Source organism: Micrococcus sp. iso_229, from assembly GCF_058072725.1.
The window spans coordinates 1,060,609-1,075,134 of record NZ_CM176514.1 but is presented as its reverse complement, the minus strand read 5'-3'; the positions used below and the strand labels follow the sequence as shown (position 1 = coordinate 1,075,134).

The 14,526-nt window shown below is 71.2% G+C and carries 13 protein-coding genes; 2 read left to right on the top strand and 11 right to left on the bottom strand.

Annotated elements, in window-relative coordinates; genetic code table 11:
• Positions 1-164: 164 nt before the first annotated feature.
• Genes nrdE through nrdH form a run of 3 tightly spaced genes read right to left on the bottom strand, consistent with a single transcriptional unit; the run spans position 165 to position 3,063 of the window.
• Positions 165-2,291, bottom strand: coding sequence for a class 1b ribonucleoside-diphosphate reductase subunit alpha (nrdE, locus tag AC3RKA_RS05030; RefSeq protein ID WP_180537555.1), 2,127 nt, complete (start codon positions 2,289-2,291; stop codon positions 165-167).
• 47 nt (positions 2,292-2,338) lie between these two features.
• On the bottom strand, positions 2,339-2,806 hold the full coding sequence (gene nrdI / locus AC3RKA_RS05025; protein ID WP_004167610.1) for a class Ib ribonucleoside-diphosphate reductase assembly flavoprotein NrdI: 468 nt from the start codon (positions 2,804-2,806) through the stop codon (positions 2,339-2,341).
• 11 nt (positions 2,807-2,817) lie between these two features.
• Positions 2,818-3,063 (bottom strand): glutaredoxin-like protein NrdH, encoded by a 246-nt coding sequence (nrdH, locus tag AC3RKA_RS05020; RefSeq protein WP_020625683.1) that lies wholly within the window; start codon positions 3,061-3,063, stop codon positions 2,818-2,820.
• A gap of 412 nt (positions 3,064-3,475) precedes the next feature.
• Between nrdH and AC3RKA_RS05015 the strand changes: the two genes are divergently transcribed.
• Complete coding sequence (locus AC3RKA_RS05015; protein ID WP_036334543.1) at positions 3,476-3,781, top strand: GNAT family N-acetyltransferase; 306 nt, start codon at positions 3,476-3,478, stop codon at positions 3,779-3,781.
• Positions 3,782-3,790: 9 nt separating this feature from the next.
• Here the strand turns inward: AC3RKA_RS05015 and AC3RKA_RS05010 are convergent, their stop codons facing one another.
• The 5 genes from AC3RKA_RS05010 to AC3RKA_RS04990 form a co-directional block, all read right to left on the bottom strand.
• Positions 3,791-4,840, bottom strand: a complete 1,050-nt coding sequence (locus AC3RKA_RS05010; protein WP_004167613.1) for a hypothetical protein — start codon at positions 4,838-4,840, stop codon at positions 3,791-3,793.
• Positions 4,841-5,037: 197 nt separating this feature from the next.
• The gene (locus tag AC3RKA_RS05005; RefSeq protein ID WP_004167614.1) at positions 5,038-6,108 is read right to left on the bottom strand and encodes a DUF305 domain-containing protein; all 1,071 of its coding nucleotides are present in this window, start codon (positions 6,106-6,108) and stop codon (positions 5,038-5,040) included.
• Between the two features lie 122 nt (positions 6,109-6,230).
• Positions 6,231-7,127: a class F sortase gene (locus AC3RKA_RS05000; RefSeq protein WP_004167615.1), complete on the bottom strand. Its 897-nt coding sequence runs from the start codon at positions 7,125-7,127 to the stop codon at positions 6,231-6,233.
• A 148-nt stretch (positions 7,128-7,275) separates the two neighbouring features.
• Positions 7,276-8,415 (bottom strand): Ig-like domain-containing protein, encoded by a 1,140-nt coding sequence (locus AC3RKA_RS04995; RefSeq protein ID WP_036334545.1) that lies wholly within the window; start codon positions 8,413-8,415, stop codon positions 7,276-7,278.
• Between the two features lie 94 nt (positions 8,416-8,509).
• Positions 8,510-9,418 carry a LysR family transcriptional regulator gene (locus AC3RKA_RS04990; protein WP_004167617.1) on the bottom strand — a complete coding sequence of 303 codons (909 nt, stop codon included), beginning with the start codon at positions 9,416-9,418 and terminating at the stop codon, positions 8,510-8,512.
• 145 nt (positions 9,419-9,563) lie between these two features.
• On the opposite strand from AC3RKA_RS04990, the gene gabT reads away from it, so the two are divergent.
• Complete coding sequence (gabT, locus tag AC3RKA_RS04985; protein WP_004167618.1) at positions 9,564-10,886, top strand: 4-aminobutyrate--2-oxoglutarate transaminase; 1,323 nt, start codon at positions 9,564-9,566, stop codon at positions 10,884-10,886.
• 81 nt (positions 10,887-10,967) lie between these two features.
• Here the strand turns inward: gabT and AC3RKA_RS04980 are convergent, their stop codons facing one another.
• The 3 genes from AC3RKA_RS04980 to AC3RKA_RS04970 all read right to left on the bottom strand — a co-directional run bounded on the left by AC3RKA_RS04980 (position 10,968) and on the right by AC3RKA_RS04970 (position 14,518).
• The gene (locus tag AC3RKA_RS04980; protein WP_002853887.1) at positions 10,968-11,279 is read right to left on the bottom strand and encodes a hypothetical protein; all 312 of its coding nucleotides are present in this window, start codon (positions 11,277-11,279) and stop codon (positions 10,968-10,970) included.
• Between the two features lie 195 nt (positions 11,280-11,474).
• Positions 11,475-12,860 (bottom strand): NAD-dependent succinate-semialdehyde dehydrogenase, encoded by a 1,386-nt coding sequence (locus tag AC3RKA_RS04975; RefSeq protein WP_002853888.1) that lies wholly within the window; start codon positions 12,858-12,860, stop codon positions 11,475-11,477.
• Positions 12,857-14,518 (bottom strand): APC family permease, encoded by a 1,662-nt coding sequence (locus AC3RKA_RS04970; protein WP_002853889.1) that lies wholly within the window; start codon positions 14,516-14,518, stop codon positions 12,857-12,859. The genes AC3RKA_RS04975 and AC3RKA_RS04970 overlap by 4 nt, the downstream gene beginning before the upstream one ends.
• Positions 14,519-14,526: the final 8 nt, after the last annotated feature.

Genomic DNA, 14,526 nt, shown 5'->3' with positions numbered 1-14,526 from the left:
TAGGCCCGCAGGGGCAGCGGCAGCCACTCGGACGGGTCCGGGCTCACGACCTCGTCGGCCCTCCCCGTCCGGGTGCGCCGGCTCCACTTCGAGGCGGGAAATCGAGCGCACCCGCGCTCGGAAGCGCGGAATACGCCGGATTTCCCGCCTCGAAGGGCCGGCTGTCAGAGCATGCAGCTCACGCAGCCCTCGACCTCGGTGCCCTCCAGCGCGAGCTGGCGCAGGCGGATGTAGTAGATCGTCTTGATGCCCTTCGTCCACGCGTAGATCTGCGCGCGGTTCAGGTCACGGGTGGTGGCCGTGTCCTTGAAGAACAGCGTCAGGGACAGGCCCTGGTCCACGTGCTGCGTCGCCGCGGCATACGTGTCGATGATCTTCTCGTAGCCGATCTCGTACGCGTCCTCGTAGTACTCGAGGTTCTCGTTGGTGAGGTACGGCGCCGGGTAGTACACGCGGCCGAGCTTGCCCTCCTTGCGGATCTCGATCTTCGAGGCCACCGGGTGGATCGAGGAGGTCGAGTTGTTGATGTAGGAGATCGAGCCCGTCGGCGGGACGGCCTGCAGGTTGCGGTTGAAGATGCCGTGCTCCATGACGGAGGCCTTCAGCTCACGCCAGTCGTCCTGCGTGGGCAGGGCGATGCCGGCCTCGGCGAACAGCTCGGCGACGCGCTCGGTGGCGGGCGCCCACTCCTGGTCCGTGTACTTGTCGAAGAACTCCCCCGAGGCGTACTTCGAGTCCTCGAACCCGCCGAACCGCTGGCCGGTCTCGATGGCGATCCGGTTCGAGGCCCGCAGCGCGTGGAACAGCACCGCGTAGAAGTACATGTTCGTGAAGTCGATGCCCTCCTCCGAGCCGTAGTGGACGCGCTCGCGCGCCAGGTACCCGTGGAGGTTCATCTGCCCCAGGCCGATGGCGTGGGAGGCGGCGTTGCCCTTGGCGATGGACGGCACCGACTGGATGTCGGACATGACCGACACGGCCGTCAGCGCACGGATCGCGGTCTCCACGGACCGGCCGAAGTCCGGCGAGTCCATGGTCTTGGCGATGTTCATCGACCCGAGGTTGCAGGAGATGTCCTGGCCCACGTGGGCGTAGCTCAGGTCCTCGTTGTACTCGGAGGCCTCGGAGACCTGCAGGATCTCGGAGCACAGGTTGGACATGGTGATGCGGCCCTTGATCGGGTTCGCGGCGTTCACGGTGTCCTCGAACACGACGTACGGGTAGCCGGACTCGAACTGGATCTCGGCGATGGTCTGGAAGAACTCGCGCGCGTTGATCTTGGTCTTCTTGATCCGCGCGTCGTCGACCATCTCGTAGTACTTCTCAGTCACGGAGATCTCGGAGAACGGCACCCCGTAGACGCGCTCGACGTCGTACGGCGAGAACAGGTACATGTCCTCGTTCTTCTTCGCCAGCTGGAACGTGATGTCCGGGATCACGACGCCGAGGGAGAGGGTCTTGATGCGGATCTTCTCGTCCGCGTTCTCGCGCTTGGTGTCGAGGAAGCGGTGGATGTCCGGGTGGTGCGCGTTGAGGTACACCGCGCCGGCGCCCTGGCGCGCGCCGAGCTGGTTGGCATAGGAGAAGGAGTCCTCGAGGAGCTTCATCACGGGGATGACGCCGGAGGACTGGTTCTCGATCTGCTTGATGGGCGCGCCGTGCTCGCGGATGTTGGTCAGCGAGAGGGCCACCCCGCCGCCGCGCTTGGACAGCTGCAGGGCGGAGTTGATGCCGCGGGCGATCGACTCCATGTTGTCCTCGATGCGCAGCAGGAAGCAGGAGACGAGCTCGCCGCGCTGCTTCTTGCCCGAGTTGAGGAACGTGGGAGTGGCCGGCTGGAAGCGGCCGGCGATCATCTCGTCCACCAGATGGGTGGCCAGCTCCTGGTCGCCCCGGGCCAGGTGGAGGGCGACGACGGCGACGCGGTCCTCGTAGCGCTCGAGGTAGCGCTTGCCGTCGAAGGTCTTCAGGGCGTACGAGGTGTAGAACTTGAACGCGCCGAGGAAGGTCGGGAAGCGGAACTTGGCCTTGTAGGCACGGTCGAACAGGCCTCGGATGAACTCGAACGGGTACTGCTCGAACGTCTCGGTCTCGTAGTAGTCGTTCTTCTGCAGGTAGTCGAGCTTCTCCTCCAGGTCGTGGAAGAACACCGTGTTGGTGTTGACATGCTGCAGGAAGTACTGGCGCGCGGCCGCGTGGTCGGCCTCGAACTGGATGCGACCGTCGGCGCCGTAGAGGTTCAGCATGGCGTTGAGCTCGTGGTAGCCGAGGTTCTGCCACTCGGCGGGCATGTTCTTCGCCTGGCGGATGAGGTCCGCCTCGGTGGGTGCGGTGATGGTCATGTCCACAGTCCTTCCAGGCCGCCGCGGACGCGTTCGACGTCGTCGGGCGTGCCCATCAGCTCGAATTTGTACATGAGGGGGACCTGGCACTTGCGGGAGATGATGTAGCCGGCCAGGCAGTAGCCCTCATGGAAGTTGGTGTTCCCGGACGCGATCACGCCCCGAATCCAGTGACGGTTCTCCGGGACGTTGAGGAACTTGATCACCTGCTTCGGGACCGCGCCCGGCCCGCTGCCCCCGCCATAGGTGGGGGTCATCAGGACGTACGGGGCGGTGGCCCCGAGGGTGGGCTCCCGGGTGATCAACGGCAGTCGAGCCACCCGGTCCTCGGGCAACTCGAGCTTCTCGACGAAGCGGTGCGTGTAGTTGGAGGCGGAGGAGAAGTAGATCAGTCCCGCGTCGGTGGGGACGAGCCCCTGCGCCTCGGCCGAGCGGATGTGGCTCGGGTCCGCGGCGACTGTCATGTCGACCCCGGTCAGGCCACCGATGCCGCAACGGACTCGGCGAGCTCGGCGATCTTGTCCGGGCGGAAGCCGGACCAGGAGTCGGTCTCGGTGACGACGACGGGGGCCTGCATGAAGCCGAGGGCACGGACGCGCTCGAGGGCGGCGGGGTCCTGGGACATGTCCACGACCTCGTAGGCGATGCCCTTCTTGTCCAGTGCACGGTAGGTGGCGTTGCACTGCACGCAGGCCGGCTTGGTGTACACGGTGACGGTCATGGCGATCCCTGTTCCTTCGTGGTCTCTGGTGGTCTGCGGGTGTCGGCGCGGCTCCCACGAGAGTGAATCGCGGGGCGTGCCGAACATCTGCGTCGATACTACATCTAGTGATCTCGGCCGGGAACCATCCCTACATGTAGTAGTCACACCACTGTAGTTACGTATCCCCACCCTCTGCCCATCCTGTCCACACCCTGCTGTGCGAGACGATCCGCGCGGACATGCGGGACACGCCGGGACCGAGGTCGACTGTCCACAGCCGGTGGAGATCTCGGGGCCGGGTTCCCACAGCCGGAAAGTCGAGTTCGCCACGTCCGCGGGCGGCGTGTCCGACCCCCGCGGACCACTACATGTAGAAGCCCGCCACCGTCCGGCGTCGGAATACCCCGTCACCACCGGGGGTTGCCCCGGCATGAGCACCTCCCCCACGGTCACCCGCAATGACGCCGAGTCCCGGTACGAGCTCCACGACGGCGGCACCCTGCTCGCCGTCCTCGACTTCCGGGACAACGGCGCGGCCGTCTCCCTGAACCGGGCGTTCACCATCCCCGTGCACCGCGGCCAGGGCCACGCCGCCACGCTGACCGCCGGCGCAGTCGAGGACATCGAGACGAACGGCGGCCCTGCAGGGGGCCGCCGCATCGTGCCGATGTGCTGGTACGTCGCCCAGTGGTTCGACGAGCACCCGGAGAAGAGCGCGCTGCTCGCCCCCCGCTGACCGGAGCGGTCAGGCCGCGACGCGGTGCCGGCGCACCACGGCCAGGACGCCCGCGGCCAGCACCGCGACGGCGACGGGCCACGCCGCCGGACCGCGCCCGGTCTCGACCGCGTCCGGCACCGTGTGCTCGCCCTCGGCCGGCGCCGCGGGGGTCTCGGGCTCTGCCGGCGTGGTGGGGGTGTCGGGATCGGTCGGCTGGCCCGGAGCCGAAGCGTCGTCGAACAGGCCGGCCACGGGGAAGTTCACGAACCCCGGGATCCGCCCGTTCTCCCAGTCGTAGAGGTCCACGCGGGGGTCGCCGAACCGCACGGTCACCGTGCGCGTCGTCGTGACGCCGTCCCTCGTGGCCCGCAGGGTGACGGTGTCGGATCCGGTGAAGCCCTCGGGCGCCTGGTAGACGTAGCCGCGCGGCCCGCCGGTCTCCTCCTCCGTCACCTCGACGACCCGGCCCTCGGCCGGGCCCGCGACGAGCGTCAGCGGCGCCGCCTCATCGCCCGTGTACGAGGAGATGAACACGTCTCGCTCCCCCGGCGCCGCGAGCAGGGTGGTGTCCCAGACGGTGGGGAGCATGTGGAAGCCGAGCTCATGACGCTGGTCGGCGCGCAGCGGCTCGCCCGGGTCAGCGTCGGTGAGGTCGGCGTCCGGACCGTAGGTGAGGGCGGCCACCTCGCCGCCCAGGACAGAGAGGGTGTAGACGACGGGACCGGTCCCCGACTCGCCCAGGCTCCGCCGGGCCGCGGCGACGTCGAAGTCACCGCGCTCCAACTCGTCGTCGTACGTGAATGGGACCTCGGTCTCGGCGCCGCGGGCATCCCCCTCCAGCACCGGAGCCACCGTCAGGCGGACGTCGGACTCGTCCACCTCGAACTCGGTGCCGAAGGAGGCACCGGCCTCACCCTCCGCGCTGGCCACGAGGAAGGATCCGCCGGGCAGGCCGTGCTCGGCGGTCCATCCAGCGGGGTGGGCGGGTGCGGCGAGGGCAGGGGTCGCCCCCACGCCGGTGAGAAGGACGCCGGCCCCCAGGGCGGCGGCAAGGCGGGTCGGTCGGGCGGTGCGCATCGTGCTCCTCCAGGGGTGCGGTGCTGCGACGGGCCGAGGGGTTCTCCGGCTCGGACGCCCGAGGTCGACCGGATGCCGCACTCGCTGCGTCGGCACGAATCTACGCCGCACGGACGTGATACGGGTCACTGTCCGGTGACGAAGCGCTATCGACTCGGTCACGGCGACGCCCGATGCGGATCGGGACGGCCGGCGCGTCAGCGGGATGCGCTGGGCGAGGGGCTTGCCCCGGAAGAGGGGCGCGGGGTGGCCTGCGCCGTGTCGGCCGGGCTGGGCGACGGGCTCGCCGATGCGGCGTCCCGCCCCCGCTGGTCCTCGGCGTCCCGGCCCGACGCGCTGGAGGAGCCCGACGCGCTGGAGGAACTGGGCGAGCTCGACGACGGCAGCACCGGCTTCTGGGTGGCGCGGAAGCTGTGCACCCGCTGCACCGGCTCCGGGACGAAGTCCGAGGGGACGGAGCCGCCGTTCGCGCCGGTGCCCTCGATCTTGATGGGGCCGGTGAACCCGGACGGGTCCGCCGTGCGCGCCCCGCTCGACCCGATCACGCCCATCTCCGCGAGCGTCTCGGCCAAGCTCTCCAGCTCCTTGCGGTGGCCCTCGACCACGCTGGAGGCCAGCTCCTTGGCCGCGTCGTCCGAGCCGTCCTCCGCCTCCGTGGCGGAGATCGTCAGCGCGCCCTGATAGAGGCGGTGCATCTGGAGCAGGTAGATCCGTCCCGCCTCCTCCGGCTCGGCGGCGGCCAGCACGTTCTTCTCCCGGTCGGACAGGAGCCCGGCGCGCAGCTCGTCGCCCACGATCTGGGTCGGCTCCGCGTCCTCCGTGGACTCGGGCTGCGCAGACGGAGTCGACTCGGCACCCGCACCGCGCACGTCATCCGAGGGGACGCCCCAGCCCTCGAGCATCGACTCGAGCCGGCCCGCCCGCTCCTCGTGCTCGGACTTCATCCGTTCGGCGGTGGCCCGGATCTCCCGGTCCACGCCGTCCTTGCCCAGCACCTCGTCGGACTGCTGGATCGCGTCGCGGTGATTGCGCAGCAGCAGACCCGCGAACTGGATGTCCGCGGCGAGCGGGTCGGCGGACGTCTGGCTGGGGCTGGCCAGCACGCCCTCCAGGTAGGTGTTCCCCGCCTCCGTGCCACCGGTCTGTCCGGGCTCCTCGGCGACGCTGCAGCCGCCGGTGGCCAGGGTGACGCTCAGGAGCGCCCCTCCGACGGCCACGCTCCAGCGGCGGGGGCGCACGCGGGCGGGGGCGATGTCGGCTCGGCTCATGGGCGCAGGTCCTCTCGGCGGTCGTCACCCGGTCACGGGGTCAAGGGCGGTCCGACGCGGTCGGCCGCCCCGGCCTCCCCAGGGTACCCCTCCGACCACCCGGCCCCGGGGTCGCCGCGGCCTCAGGCGACGCGGGTGGCCTGCACCACCCAGTTGTTGAAGGCGTTCCCGGCCATCCCCGTGCCCGGCACGAGGTCGCACGTGATCAGCGTGACCTTCGCATCGTCGCCCCCCGGCTCCCACGCCCAGCGGTGCACCGGATCCTGGGTGAGCGCCTCCTTCTCCACCGAGACCGCGTCCGCATCCGCCTCGAAGGCGGCCTGCGTGCCGTCGTCGTACGTCACCACGACGACGGCGCCCGCCCGCACGTCGCCCAGGTTCCAGAACACGTCCCGCACGCCGTAGTAGACGACGTGCCCGGCCAGGACCCCCGCGTACGGGGAGCGCTCCCCCGGCGTGGTGCCCCACTGCGGCGGACCGTACCAGCCGACCGTCTGCGGCTCCGGGTCCAGGTCGCCGCCCTCGTCCAACTGCGTCAGGTCGATCCCCGCTCCGACGATCTGCTCGCCGTCCTGGTGGACGTCCACGTGCACGGGCGTCGCCGTGATCTCGTCCCACGGGGCGGCGGGGCCGGAGAGGTGGGCGGCCGCGGCGGGGGCCGGCTCCTCGGTGGGGGTCGGCTCCTCGGTGGGGGTCGGCTCCTCGGTGGGGGTCGGCTCCTCGGACGGCGTGGGTGTGCCGGCGGGCTCCTGGGTCTCGACGGGAACCGCCGCCTCCCGCGTGGGTGCCGCCGAGGACGGGCTCGGCGTCGGGGTCGGTGTGGCCGTCGGTGCGGGGCTGGGCGTGAAGCGTGCAGAGGACGACGACGACGGGATCGCGGACGCCGTGGCGCCGAGGGTGGGGGCAGCGCTGATCGGCACGGCGCCGACCGCCAGCACCCCGCGCACCGCGAGGAACACGAGTCCCAGGCACAGCAGCACCAGGACCACCCACAGGGCGCGTCGGACGGTGGTGTTCATCCAGGTTCTCCCCTCGTGTGCATCGGCCCGGCCCGCCCGGGGCCGCGTCCGACGACGGCATGGTCTCACGCGCTCCGGCCTCAGCCCGGCGCGTCGTCCGTTCGGGACGGCCGGGACGCAGGTGCGCCCCGGCCGCCTCGGCGCGGGCTCAGGCCAGGCCGAAGGTACGGCGCAGGCGCACCAGAACGCCGGCGGCCAGGGCGCCGATGGCGGCCAGGCCCCACGCGGAGCCGTTGCCGGTCTCGACCGTGTCCGGGACGGTGTGGCCGTCCTCGTCCGGCTGCTCGGGGGCCGGGGCGGCGGGCTCGTCCTCGTCGACCACCGGCTCGGCCGGCTCGGCGGGCTCCTCAGGTGCCGGGGTGGGCTCCTCGGGGGCCGGGGTGGGCTCCTCGGGGGCGGGGGCCGGATCGACCGGCTCCTCCGGGGCGGGCTCCTCGGGGGCGGGGGCGGGATCGACCGGCTCCTCCGGGGCGGGCTCGGGTTCCGGCGCCGGCTCGGGCTCGGGCTGCGGATCGGGGGCGGGCGCCGGGTCGATCGGGGTGGGCGTGGAGTCGCCCGGCAGGTCGAGCACCTCCACGGTGAACTCGACCGTGCGGGTGACGCCGTTCGCGGTCATCACCACGGTGAAGGTGTCGGTCCCGAGGAAGTCCTTCTCCGGGGTGTAGCCGAAGGAGGTCCCGCCGATCTCGACCGTGCCGTGCTTCGGCGCCACGGTGAGCTCGGCGTCGATCGGGCTCGGCACGCCGCCGTCCTCGGTCACGAGGGACTCGACGACGGTCGCGTTCTGGTCCGTGTAGACGCGCCACGTGGCGACCTCGGCCCAGTCCTCGAACGGGATGAACTCCTCGGCCTCGACCGGGGTCATGGTGCCGTCGGCGGCGAAGGCCGCGCCGAAGGCGAGCTGGCCGGCGCCGTAGACGTGCACCTCGTAGGGCTGCGCCAGGTCGCCGCCGAGGGCCTGCTCGATGTCGTGCATGAACACGGCGCCCATGTCGTCCTCGGTGATGAAGTCGACCTGGATCTCGGTCTCCTCCCCGGACGCGGTGACGACGACGGCGCGGATGTCCTCGGTCGCGAAGTTGTCGTAGAGGACGAACTCCATCAGGTTGTCGTCCGAGCTGACGAACGTGCCGGACGGGGTGCCGTGCTCGGGCGTCCAGGTGGCGGCGTGGGCCGGGGCGGCGGCGACGCCGACGAGGACGGCGGCACCGAGGGCGGCGGCGGACAGGCGGGCGGGGAACTGCAGGGACATGGGGTCCTCCGGTTCGGCGGTGCGGGCGTGGGTCACCTGGAGTGGGTGCAGGTGATGTGGGTCACGGACACCTCGACCCTATCTGCCACATGTGCATCTGTTGAGCGCTGCCTGGCCACAGCCGCCGAATTCACGCACTCTTCCTGTGAGACGCCACATCCCCGGGCTCGGCATAGCGGTCCCAGACGAAGGCCTGCAGCCGACGGGCGATCGCCTCCAGCGTCTCGGCGGCGAAGTGGTCCTCCCGCCATGCCGCATGCAGTCGCACCGTGAGCGTCCGCCCCTGCGCGATGACCCGCACCGGCATCAACCCGAAGGCCGGGTCCTCGGTGACGACGGCGACGCCCGCCCCCGTCGCGACCAGGGCCTGGGCCACCCGCCCGGAGTTCGCCTCGACGAGGGCCGGCGGCGTGAGGCCCGCCACGGCCACGGCGCCGTCGAGGACGCGTCGCGCCATGAAGGTGCGCGCGGGCGCGACGACGGGCTGGGCGACGAGGTCGTCGAGGGACACCCGCGTCCGGCCCGCCCAGGGGTGGCCCGGGGCGACGTACGCCCAGACGGGCAGGTCCATCAGCGGCAGCGACGCGACGGAGGGCGGCGGCACCGTCGGCATCACCACCAGGTCGTGCCGCGCGACGGCGTCGAGCAGCGAGTCGTCCAGCTGGGTCTCCGCGACGCGCGGGCGCGGGTCCTCCTCGCCGAAGGTGGCCACAAACGGCAGCACGACGTCGATGAGGGTGGTGCCGGGCGCGGCCACGGCCACGTCCGTGAGCCGACCGGAGGCGAGCGCGCGGGCCGCCTGCTCCGCCCGTCGATGGGCGACGAGGACCTCGCGCGCCACCGGGAGGAACGCCTCGCCGGCCGTCGTCAGCTCGAGCCGGCCGGCGACCCGGGCGAACAGGGGGAGGCGCAGCTCACGCTGAAGCCGCTGCAGCTGCCGACTGAGCGCGGACTGCACGAGATCCAGGCGGATCGCGGCCCCCGAGACCGTGCCGACCTCGGCCACCGTGACGAAGGCCCTGAGCAGTTTCTCCTCCATGCCGGATGAGCATAGCCTCCATGCCAGATCATCACTGGACGGCATGGACTCGACGCCCCACCATGGGAGGACGCGGCCCGACGCGTCGTCGTCGTGCCCACCCGTCGTCCCCGCTCCCCGTGAGCCGTCCCCAGGAGGCATCTCCATGACCGCCACCCCCGACCTCGAGCAGACCCGCCACCTGGCCACCGAGCTGCCCGGCCCCCGCTCCCGTGAGCTCGCCGAGCGCCAGCAGCGCGCCGTCCCGGCCGGCGTGGCCACCACCATGCCGGTGTACGCGGCCCGCGCCGCGGGCGGCATCCTCGAGGACGTGGACGGCAACCGCCTGATCGACCTGGCCTCCGGCATCGCCGTCACCTCCGTGGGCGCCTCCCACCCGCGCGTCGTGGCCGCCGTCCAGGAGCAGGTCGCGCAGTTCACCCACACCTCGTTCATGATCACGCCCTACGAGGGCTACGTGGCCGTGGCCGAGCAGCTGGACCGCACCAGCCCGATCCCCGGCGAGACCCGCACCGCCCTGTTCAACTCCGGCGCCGAGGCCGTGGAGAACGCCGTCAAGGTGGCCCGCGCCTTCACCGGCAAGCAGGCCGTGGCCGCGTTCGACCACGCCTATCACGGCCGCACCACCCTGACGATGGCGCTGACCGCCAAGTCCATGCCCTACAAGCACGGCTTCGGACCGTTCGCCCCCGAGATCTACCGCGTGCCCGGCTCCTACCCGCTGCGGGACGGCCTGTCCGGCGCCGAGGCCGCGCAGCGCGCCATCTCCGCGCTGGAGAAGCAGATCGGTGCCGACAACCTGGCCGCCGTGATCATGGAGCCGATCCAGGGCGAGGGCGGCTTCATCGTCCCGGCCGAGGGCTTCCTGCCGGCCGTGGTCGAGTGGTGCAAGGCCAACGACGTCCTGTTCATCGCGGACGAGGTCCAGTCCGGCATCGCCCGCACCGGCGCCTGGTTCGCCTCCGAGACCGAGGGCATCGAGCCGGACCTGATGGCGACCGCCAAGGGCATCGCCGGCGGCATGCCTCTCTCCGGCGTCACCGGCCGCGCCGAGGTGATGGACTCCGTGCACCCGGGCGGCCTCGGGGGCACCTACGGCGGCAACCCCGTCGCCACGGCGGCGGCGCTCGCCGTGTTCGAGGCCGTCGAGGAGGACGGCCTCCTCGAGAAGGCCCGCCGGATCGAGCAGGTCATCCGCGAGCACTTCGAGCAGAACACCGACGACCGCATCGCCGAGGTCCGCGGTCGCGGCGCGATGATGGCGATCGAGTTCGTGGACCCCGCCACCGGCGAGCCGGACGCGACGCTGACCGCCACCGTGGCCGCGGCCGTGCGCGCCACCGGCGTCATCCTGCTCACGTGCGGCACCTACGGCAACGTCGTCCGCTTCCTGCCGCCGCTGACCATCGGTGAGGACCTCCTCAAGGAGGGCCTGAGCGAGGTCACGAAGGCGCTGCAGTCCGCCTGAGACGCCGCCCCCGGCGGACCGACGACGACGGCCCCGCATCCCTGCCCGGGATGCGGGGCCGGCCGCCTGTCGGCACAGGACTCAGATGTCGTCCTCGTATGCCGGGCCGCCTTCGTTCTCCATGGCCTTGATGCGCCGGGACTTCTCGGCGGAGAAGATCCGGCGGACCCCCGTGCCGCCGAACTCGTCCTCCGGGACCAGCCCGACGCCGTACTTCAGCAGGGCCTTCTCCAGACGCAGACGCTCGTCCACCCGCAGGTCGGCCAGCCCCTTCTCGAAGCGGCGCAGCTGCTCCTTCTCGAGGCCGGCCGCGGTGGCCAGGGTGCGGACACCGACCTGGGCGAGAGCGCGACCGGCGCGCGCCACGTCGAAGGTCATCGGGGTGGGGTACATCAGACATCTCGATTCTGCAGTTCTCGACGGGGATCCGATCCATGATGGCCACGCCCCGGATGAGGGGACAAGGGCGCGCCAGCCTAGAACCCGCTGTGCGGCAGGCGCGTCACTGACCCATGACGCCCGCCACGCCGGTGGGACGCGGACGGGCCCGCCTCCGGTCACCGGAGGCGGGCCCGTCGTCGTGGGGTGTCAGTCCTGGACGAAGTACATCTGCTTGTTGACGAACTCGTCCATGCCGAGCGGGCCGAGCTCGCGGCCGAAGCCGGAGCGCTTGACGCCGCCGAACGGGATCTCCGCCCCCTCGCCCGCCGGTGTGTTGACGTTGGCCATGCCGACCTCGAGCTGCCGGGCGACCCGCTCGGCCTGGGCCTCGTCCTGGGAGAACACGGCGCCGCCCAGGCCGTACTGGGAGTCGTTGGCGAGGGCGAGAGCCTCGTCCGCGGACTCCACCTTGTAGACGACGGCGACGGGGCCGAAGAGCTCCTCGCGGTAGGCGTCCATCTCGGAGGTGACGCCCGTGATCACGGCCGGGGCGAAGCGGGCGCCCGCCTCGTCCGTGACGGTCCCGCCGACGTGGACGGTCGCGCCCTGCTGACGGGCCCGCTCCACCTGCTCGGCCAGGCCCTCGGCGGCACCGCGCGAGGACAGCGGGGTGAAGACCGTCGGGTCCTCGTCGGCGGCCTCCCCGGGCTTCATGGCCTCGGCCAGGGACACCAGCTCGGCCACGAAGGCGTCGTGGATGTCCGCCGAGACGATCATGCGCTTGTTGGAGTTGCAGGCCTGGCCCATGTTGTACATGCGGGTCGCCCACGCGGTGCGGGCGGCCTCGGCCGGATCCTCGGCGTCGAGCACGATGTACGGGTCCGAGCCGCCGAGCTCGAGGACGGCCTTCTTGAGGTGCTGGCCCGCGAGCGCGCCGATCACGGAGCCGGCCCGCTCGGAGCCGGTCAGGGAGACGCCGGCCACGCGCGGGTCGGCGATGAACTCGGCGATCTGGTCGTGCGTGGCGAACACGTTGGTGTACACGCCGGCCGGCACGCCGGCGTCGTCCATGATCTGCTGCACGGCCAGGGCCGAGCGCGGGCAGATCTCGGCGTGCTTGAGCACGATCGCGTTGCCGAGCATCAGGTTCGGCGCGGCGAAACGGGCGATCTGGTAGTACGGGAAGTTCCACGGCATGACGCCCAGCAGCACACCCAGGGGCAGGTGGCGGATCATGGCGCGGCCGCCCTCGAAGGTCTCGATGGGGCGGTCCGCGGCGAGAGTGGGGCCCTTGTCCGCGAAGTAGCCGAAGATGGCCGAGCTGAACTCCGCCTCCTCGACGCCCTCGGTCACGCGCTTGCCCATCTCGGTGGCGATGATCTGCGCGAGCTCGTCCTTGCGCTCCTCGAAGAGGTCCGCGACCTTCTGCACGATGGTGGCGCGCTCCTCGATGGGGCGGGCGGCCCACGCACGCTGGGCGGTCTCGGCGGCGGCCAGCACCTGGTCGACCTCACCGTCGGCGAGAGCGGGGAAGGTCTCCACGACCTGGTCGGTGCTGGGGTCCTGGACGCGATAGCCGGTCGGGGTGCTCATGAGTGGGTCCTCTCGTTGGGGTCCCGGACCACGGCAGTGCCGTCGTCGTCCGGACGGATGATCGGGATGGGTCGGGTCGAGTCCGTCTGCGGCAGGGTCTCGCCACGGAAGTAGGCCGGGTGGCGCAGCCGCGTCCACATCATCAGTACCACGCCGATGGCCAGCACGCCCATGCCCAGGATGAACACCGTGCCCACGCCGAACACGGACGAGCCGGAGCCGTAGTCGGGGTCGGTGGAGTCCAGCGCGGTCACGCAGAACATCACCAGCAGCACGAGGCCGCCGATCAGCGGGAACAGGAAGGTGGTGAGGGCGTTGCCCACCGAGGCGAACCACTCGCGGCGGAAGTACCAGACGCAGGCCAGGGCGGTGATGCCGTAGTAGAAGCAGATCATCAGGCCCAGGGCGGTGATGGTGTCCCACAGGGCGTTCTCGGAGAGCAGCCGCGTGACGACGTAGAAGAGGCCGGCGAAGCCCGCGCACACCCAGGTCGCGAAGGCCGGGCTGTTGAACCGGGGGCTCAGCTCGGCGAAGCGCGCGGGCACGGCCCGGTAGAAGCCCATCGCCAGCAGGGTGCGGGCCGGGGAGACCATGGTGGACTGCAGGGAGGCCAGGGAGCTGACGAGGATCGCGCTGGACATGATCACGGCGAAGGGGCCCAGGATCGGGCCGGCGAGGACCGCGAAGATCGACTCCTGGTTGTCCGGATTGCCCGCGCCCAGGCCCTCGGAGCCGATGCCCGCCCAGGAGATCACGGCCAGGGCGGACAGGATGTAGACGGCGATGATGACGAACACGGTGACGGCGGCGGCCCGGCCGGGGGTGCGCTCGGGGTCCTTGGTCTCCTCGTTCATCGTGAGGGTCACGTCCCAGCCCCAGAACAGGAAGATGGACAGGGAGACGCCGGCCGCGACCACACTGAAGTCGCCGGCGGTGAACGGGTTGAACCAGTCCAGCTGCACCGGGGTGGGGTCGAAGCCCGCGCCACGGGAGGACTGCGTCAGGGCGGCGACCGCGAACGCGCCGAGGGCCAGGATCTGGAAGGCCACCAGGATGTACTGCAGGTGCTTGGTGGTCTCCATGCCGCGGTGCGAGATCCATCCGGCCAGGGCCAGGTACACCAGGGTCAGGGGGATGTTGACCCACAGGTTGCCGGCCATATCCGCGATGGCCTGGCTCCCGGTGATCTGGGCGAGCAGCAGGAACGTGAAGTCGACGGCGACGGCCGCCAGGTTGGACAGCACGATCACGGAGGCGGCGATGAGACCCCAGCCGCCCATCCACCCGACATACGGCCCGAAGGCGTGCGTGGCCCAGGTGAACGACGTGCCGGAGTCCGGCACCCGCGTGTTCAGCGCCCGGTAGCCGAGAGCCACCAGGAGCATCGGGATGAAGCCGAGCAGCAGGATCGCGGGCACGTGGGTGCCGACGGTGCTGATGGTCGGCCCGAGGCCCGAGGTCAACGTGTAGGCGGGGGCGACGACGGAGACGCCGATCACCACGGCCCCGAGCAGGCCGACCTTGCCGGCCTGGAGCCCCTTGTTGCTCACCGCGCCCGGGTTGAGCAGGTTGACCTGCTCGATGGCGGAGGTGGTCGGGTACACGTGCTCGTGTCCCTCATCGTCGACGACGCGGCGTCGTGGGGTGGATGCGCTCATGAGGATGT

Bases quoted from the DNA above. Each gene is read 5' to 3' on its own strand.
- nrdE (WP_180537555.1), bottom strand. From the start codon at position 2,291: ATGCCCGCCGAGTGGCAGAACCTCGGCTACCACGAGCTCAACGCCATG.
- nrdI (WP_004167610.1), bottom strand. From the start codon at position 2,806: ATGACAGTCGCCGCGGACCCGAGCCACATCCGCTCGGCCGAGGCGCAG.
- nrdH (WP_020625683.1), bottom strand. From the start codon at position 3,063: ATGACCGTCACCGTGTACACCAAGCCGGCCTGCGTGCAGTGCAACGCC.
- AC3RKA_RS05015 (WP_036334543.1), top strand. From the start codon at position 3,476: ATGAGCACCTCCCCCACGGTCACCCGCAATGACGCCGAGTCCCGGTAC.
- AC3RKA_RS05010 (WP_004167613.1), bottom strand. From the start codon at position 4,840: ATGCGCACCGCCCGACCGACCCGCCTTGCCGCCGCCCTGGGGGCCGGC.
- AC3RKA_RS05005 (WP_004167614.1), bottom strand. From the start codon at position 6,108: ATGAGCCGAGCCGACATCGCCCCCGCCCGCGTGCGCCCCCGCCGCTGG.
- AC3RKA_RS05000 (WP_004167615.1), bottom strand. From the start codon at position 7,127: ATGAACACCACCGTCCGACGCGCCCTGTGGGTGGTCCTGGTGCTGCTG.
- AC3RKA_RS04990 (WP_004167617.1), bottom strand. From the start codon at position 9,418: ATGGAGGAGAAACTGCTCAGGGCCTTCGTCACGGTGGCCGAGGTCGGC.
- gabT (WP_004167618.1), top strand. From the start codon at position 9,564: ATGACCGCCACCCCCGACCTCGAGCAGACCCGCCACCTGGCCACCGAG.
- AC3RKA_RS04980 (WP_002853887.1), bottom strand. From the start codon at position 11,279: ATGTACCCCACCCCGATGACCTTCGACGTGGCGCGCGCCGGTCGCGCT.
- AC3RKA_RS04975 (WP_002853888.1), bottom strand. From the start codon at position 12,860: ATGAGCACCCCGACCGGCTATCGCGTCCAGGACCCCAGCACCGACCAG.
- AC3RKA_RS04970 (WP_002853889.1), bottom strand. From the start codon at position 14,518: ATGAGCGCATCCACCCCACGACGCCGCGTCGTCGACGATGAGGGACAC.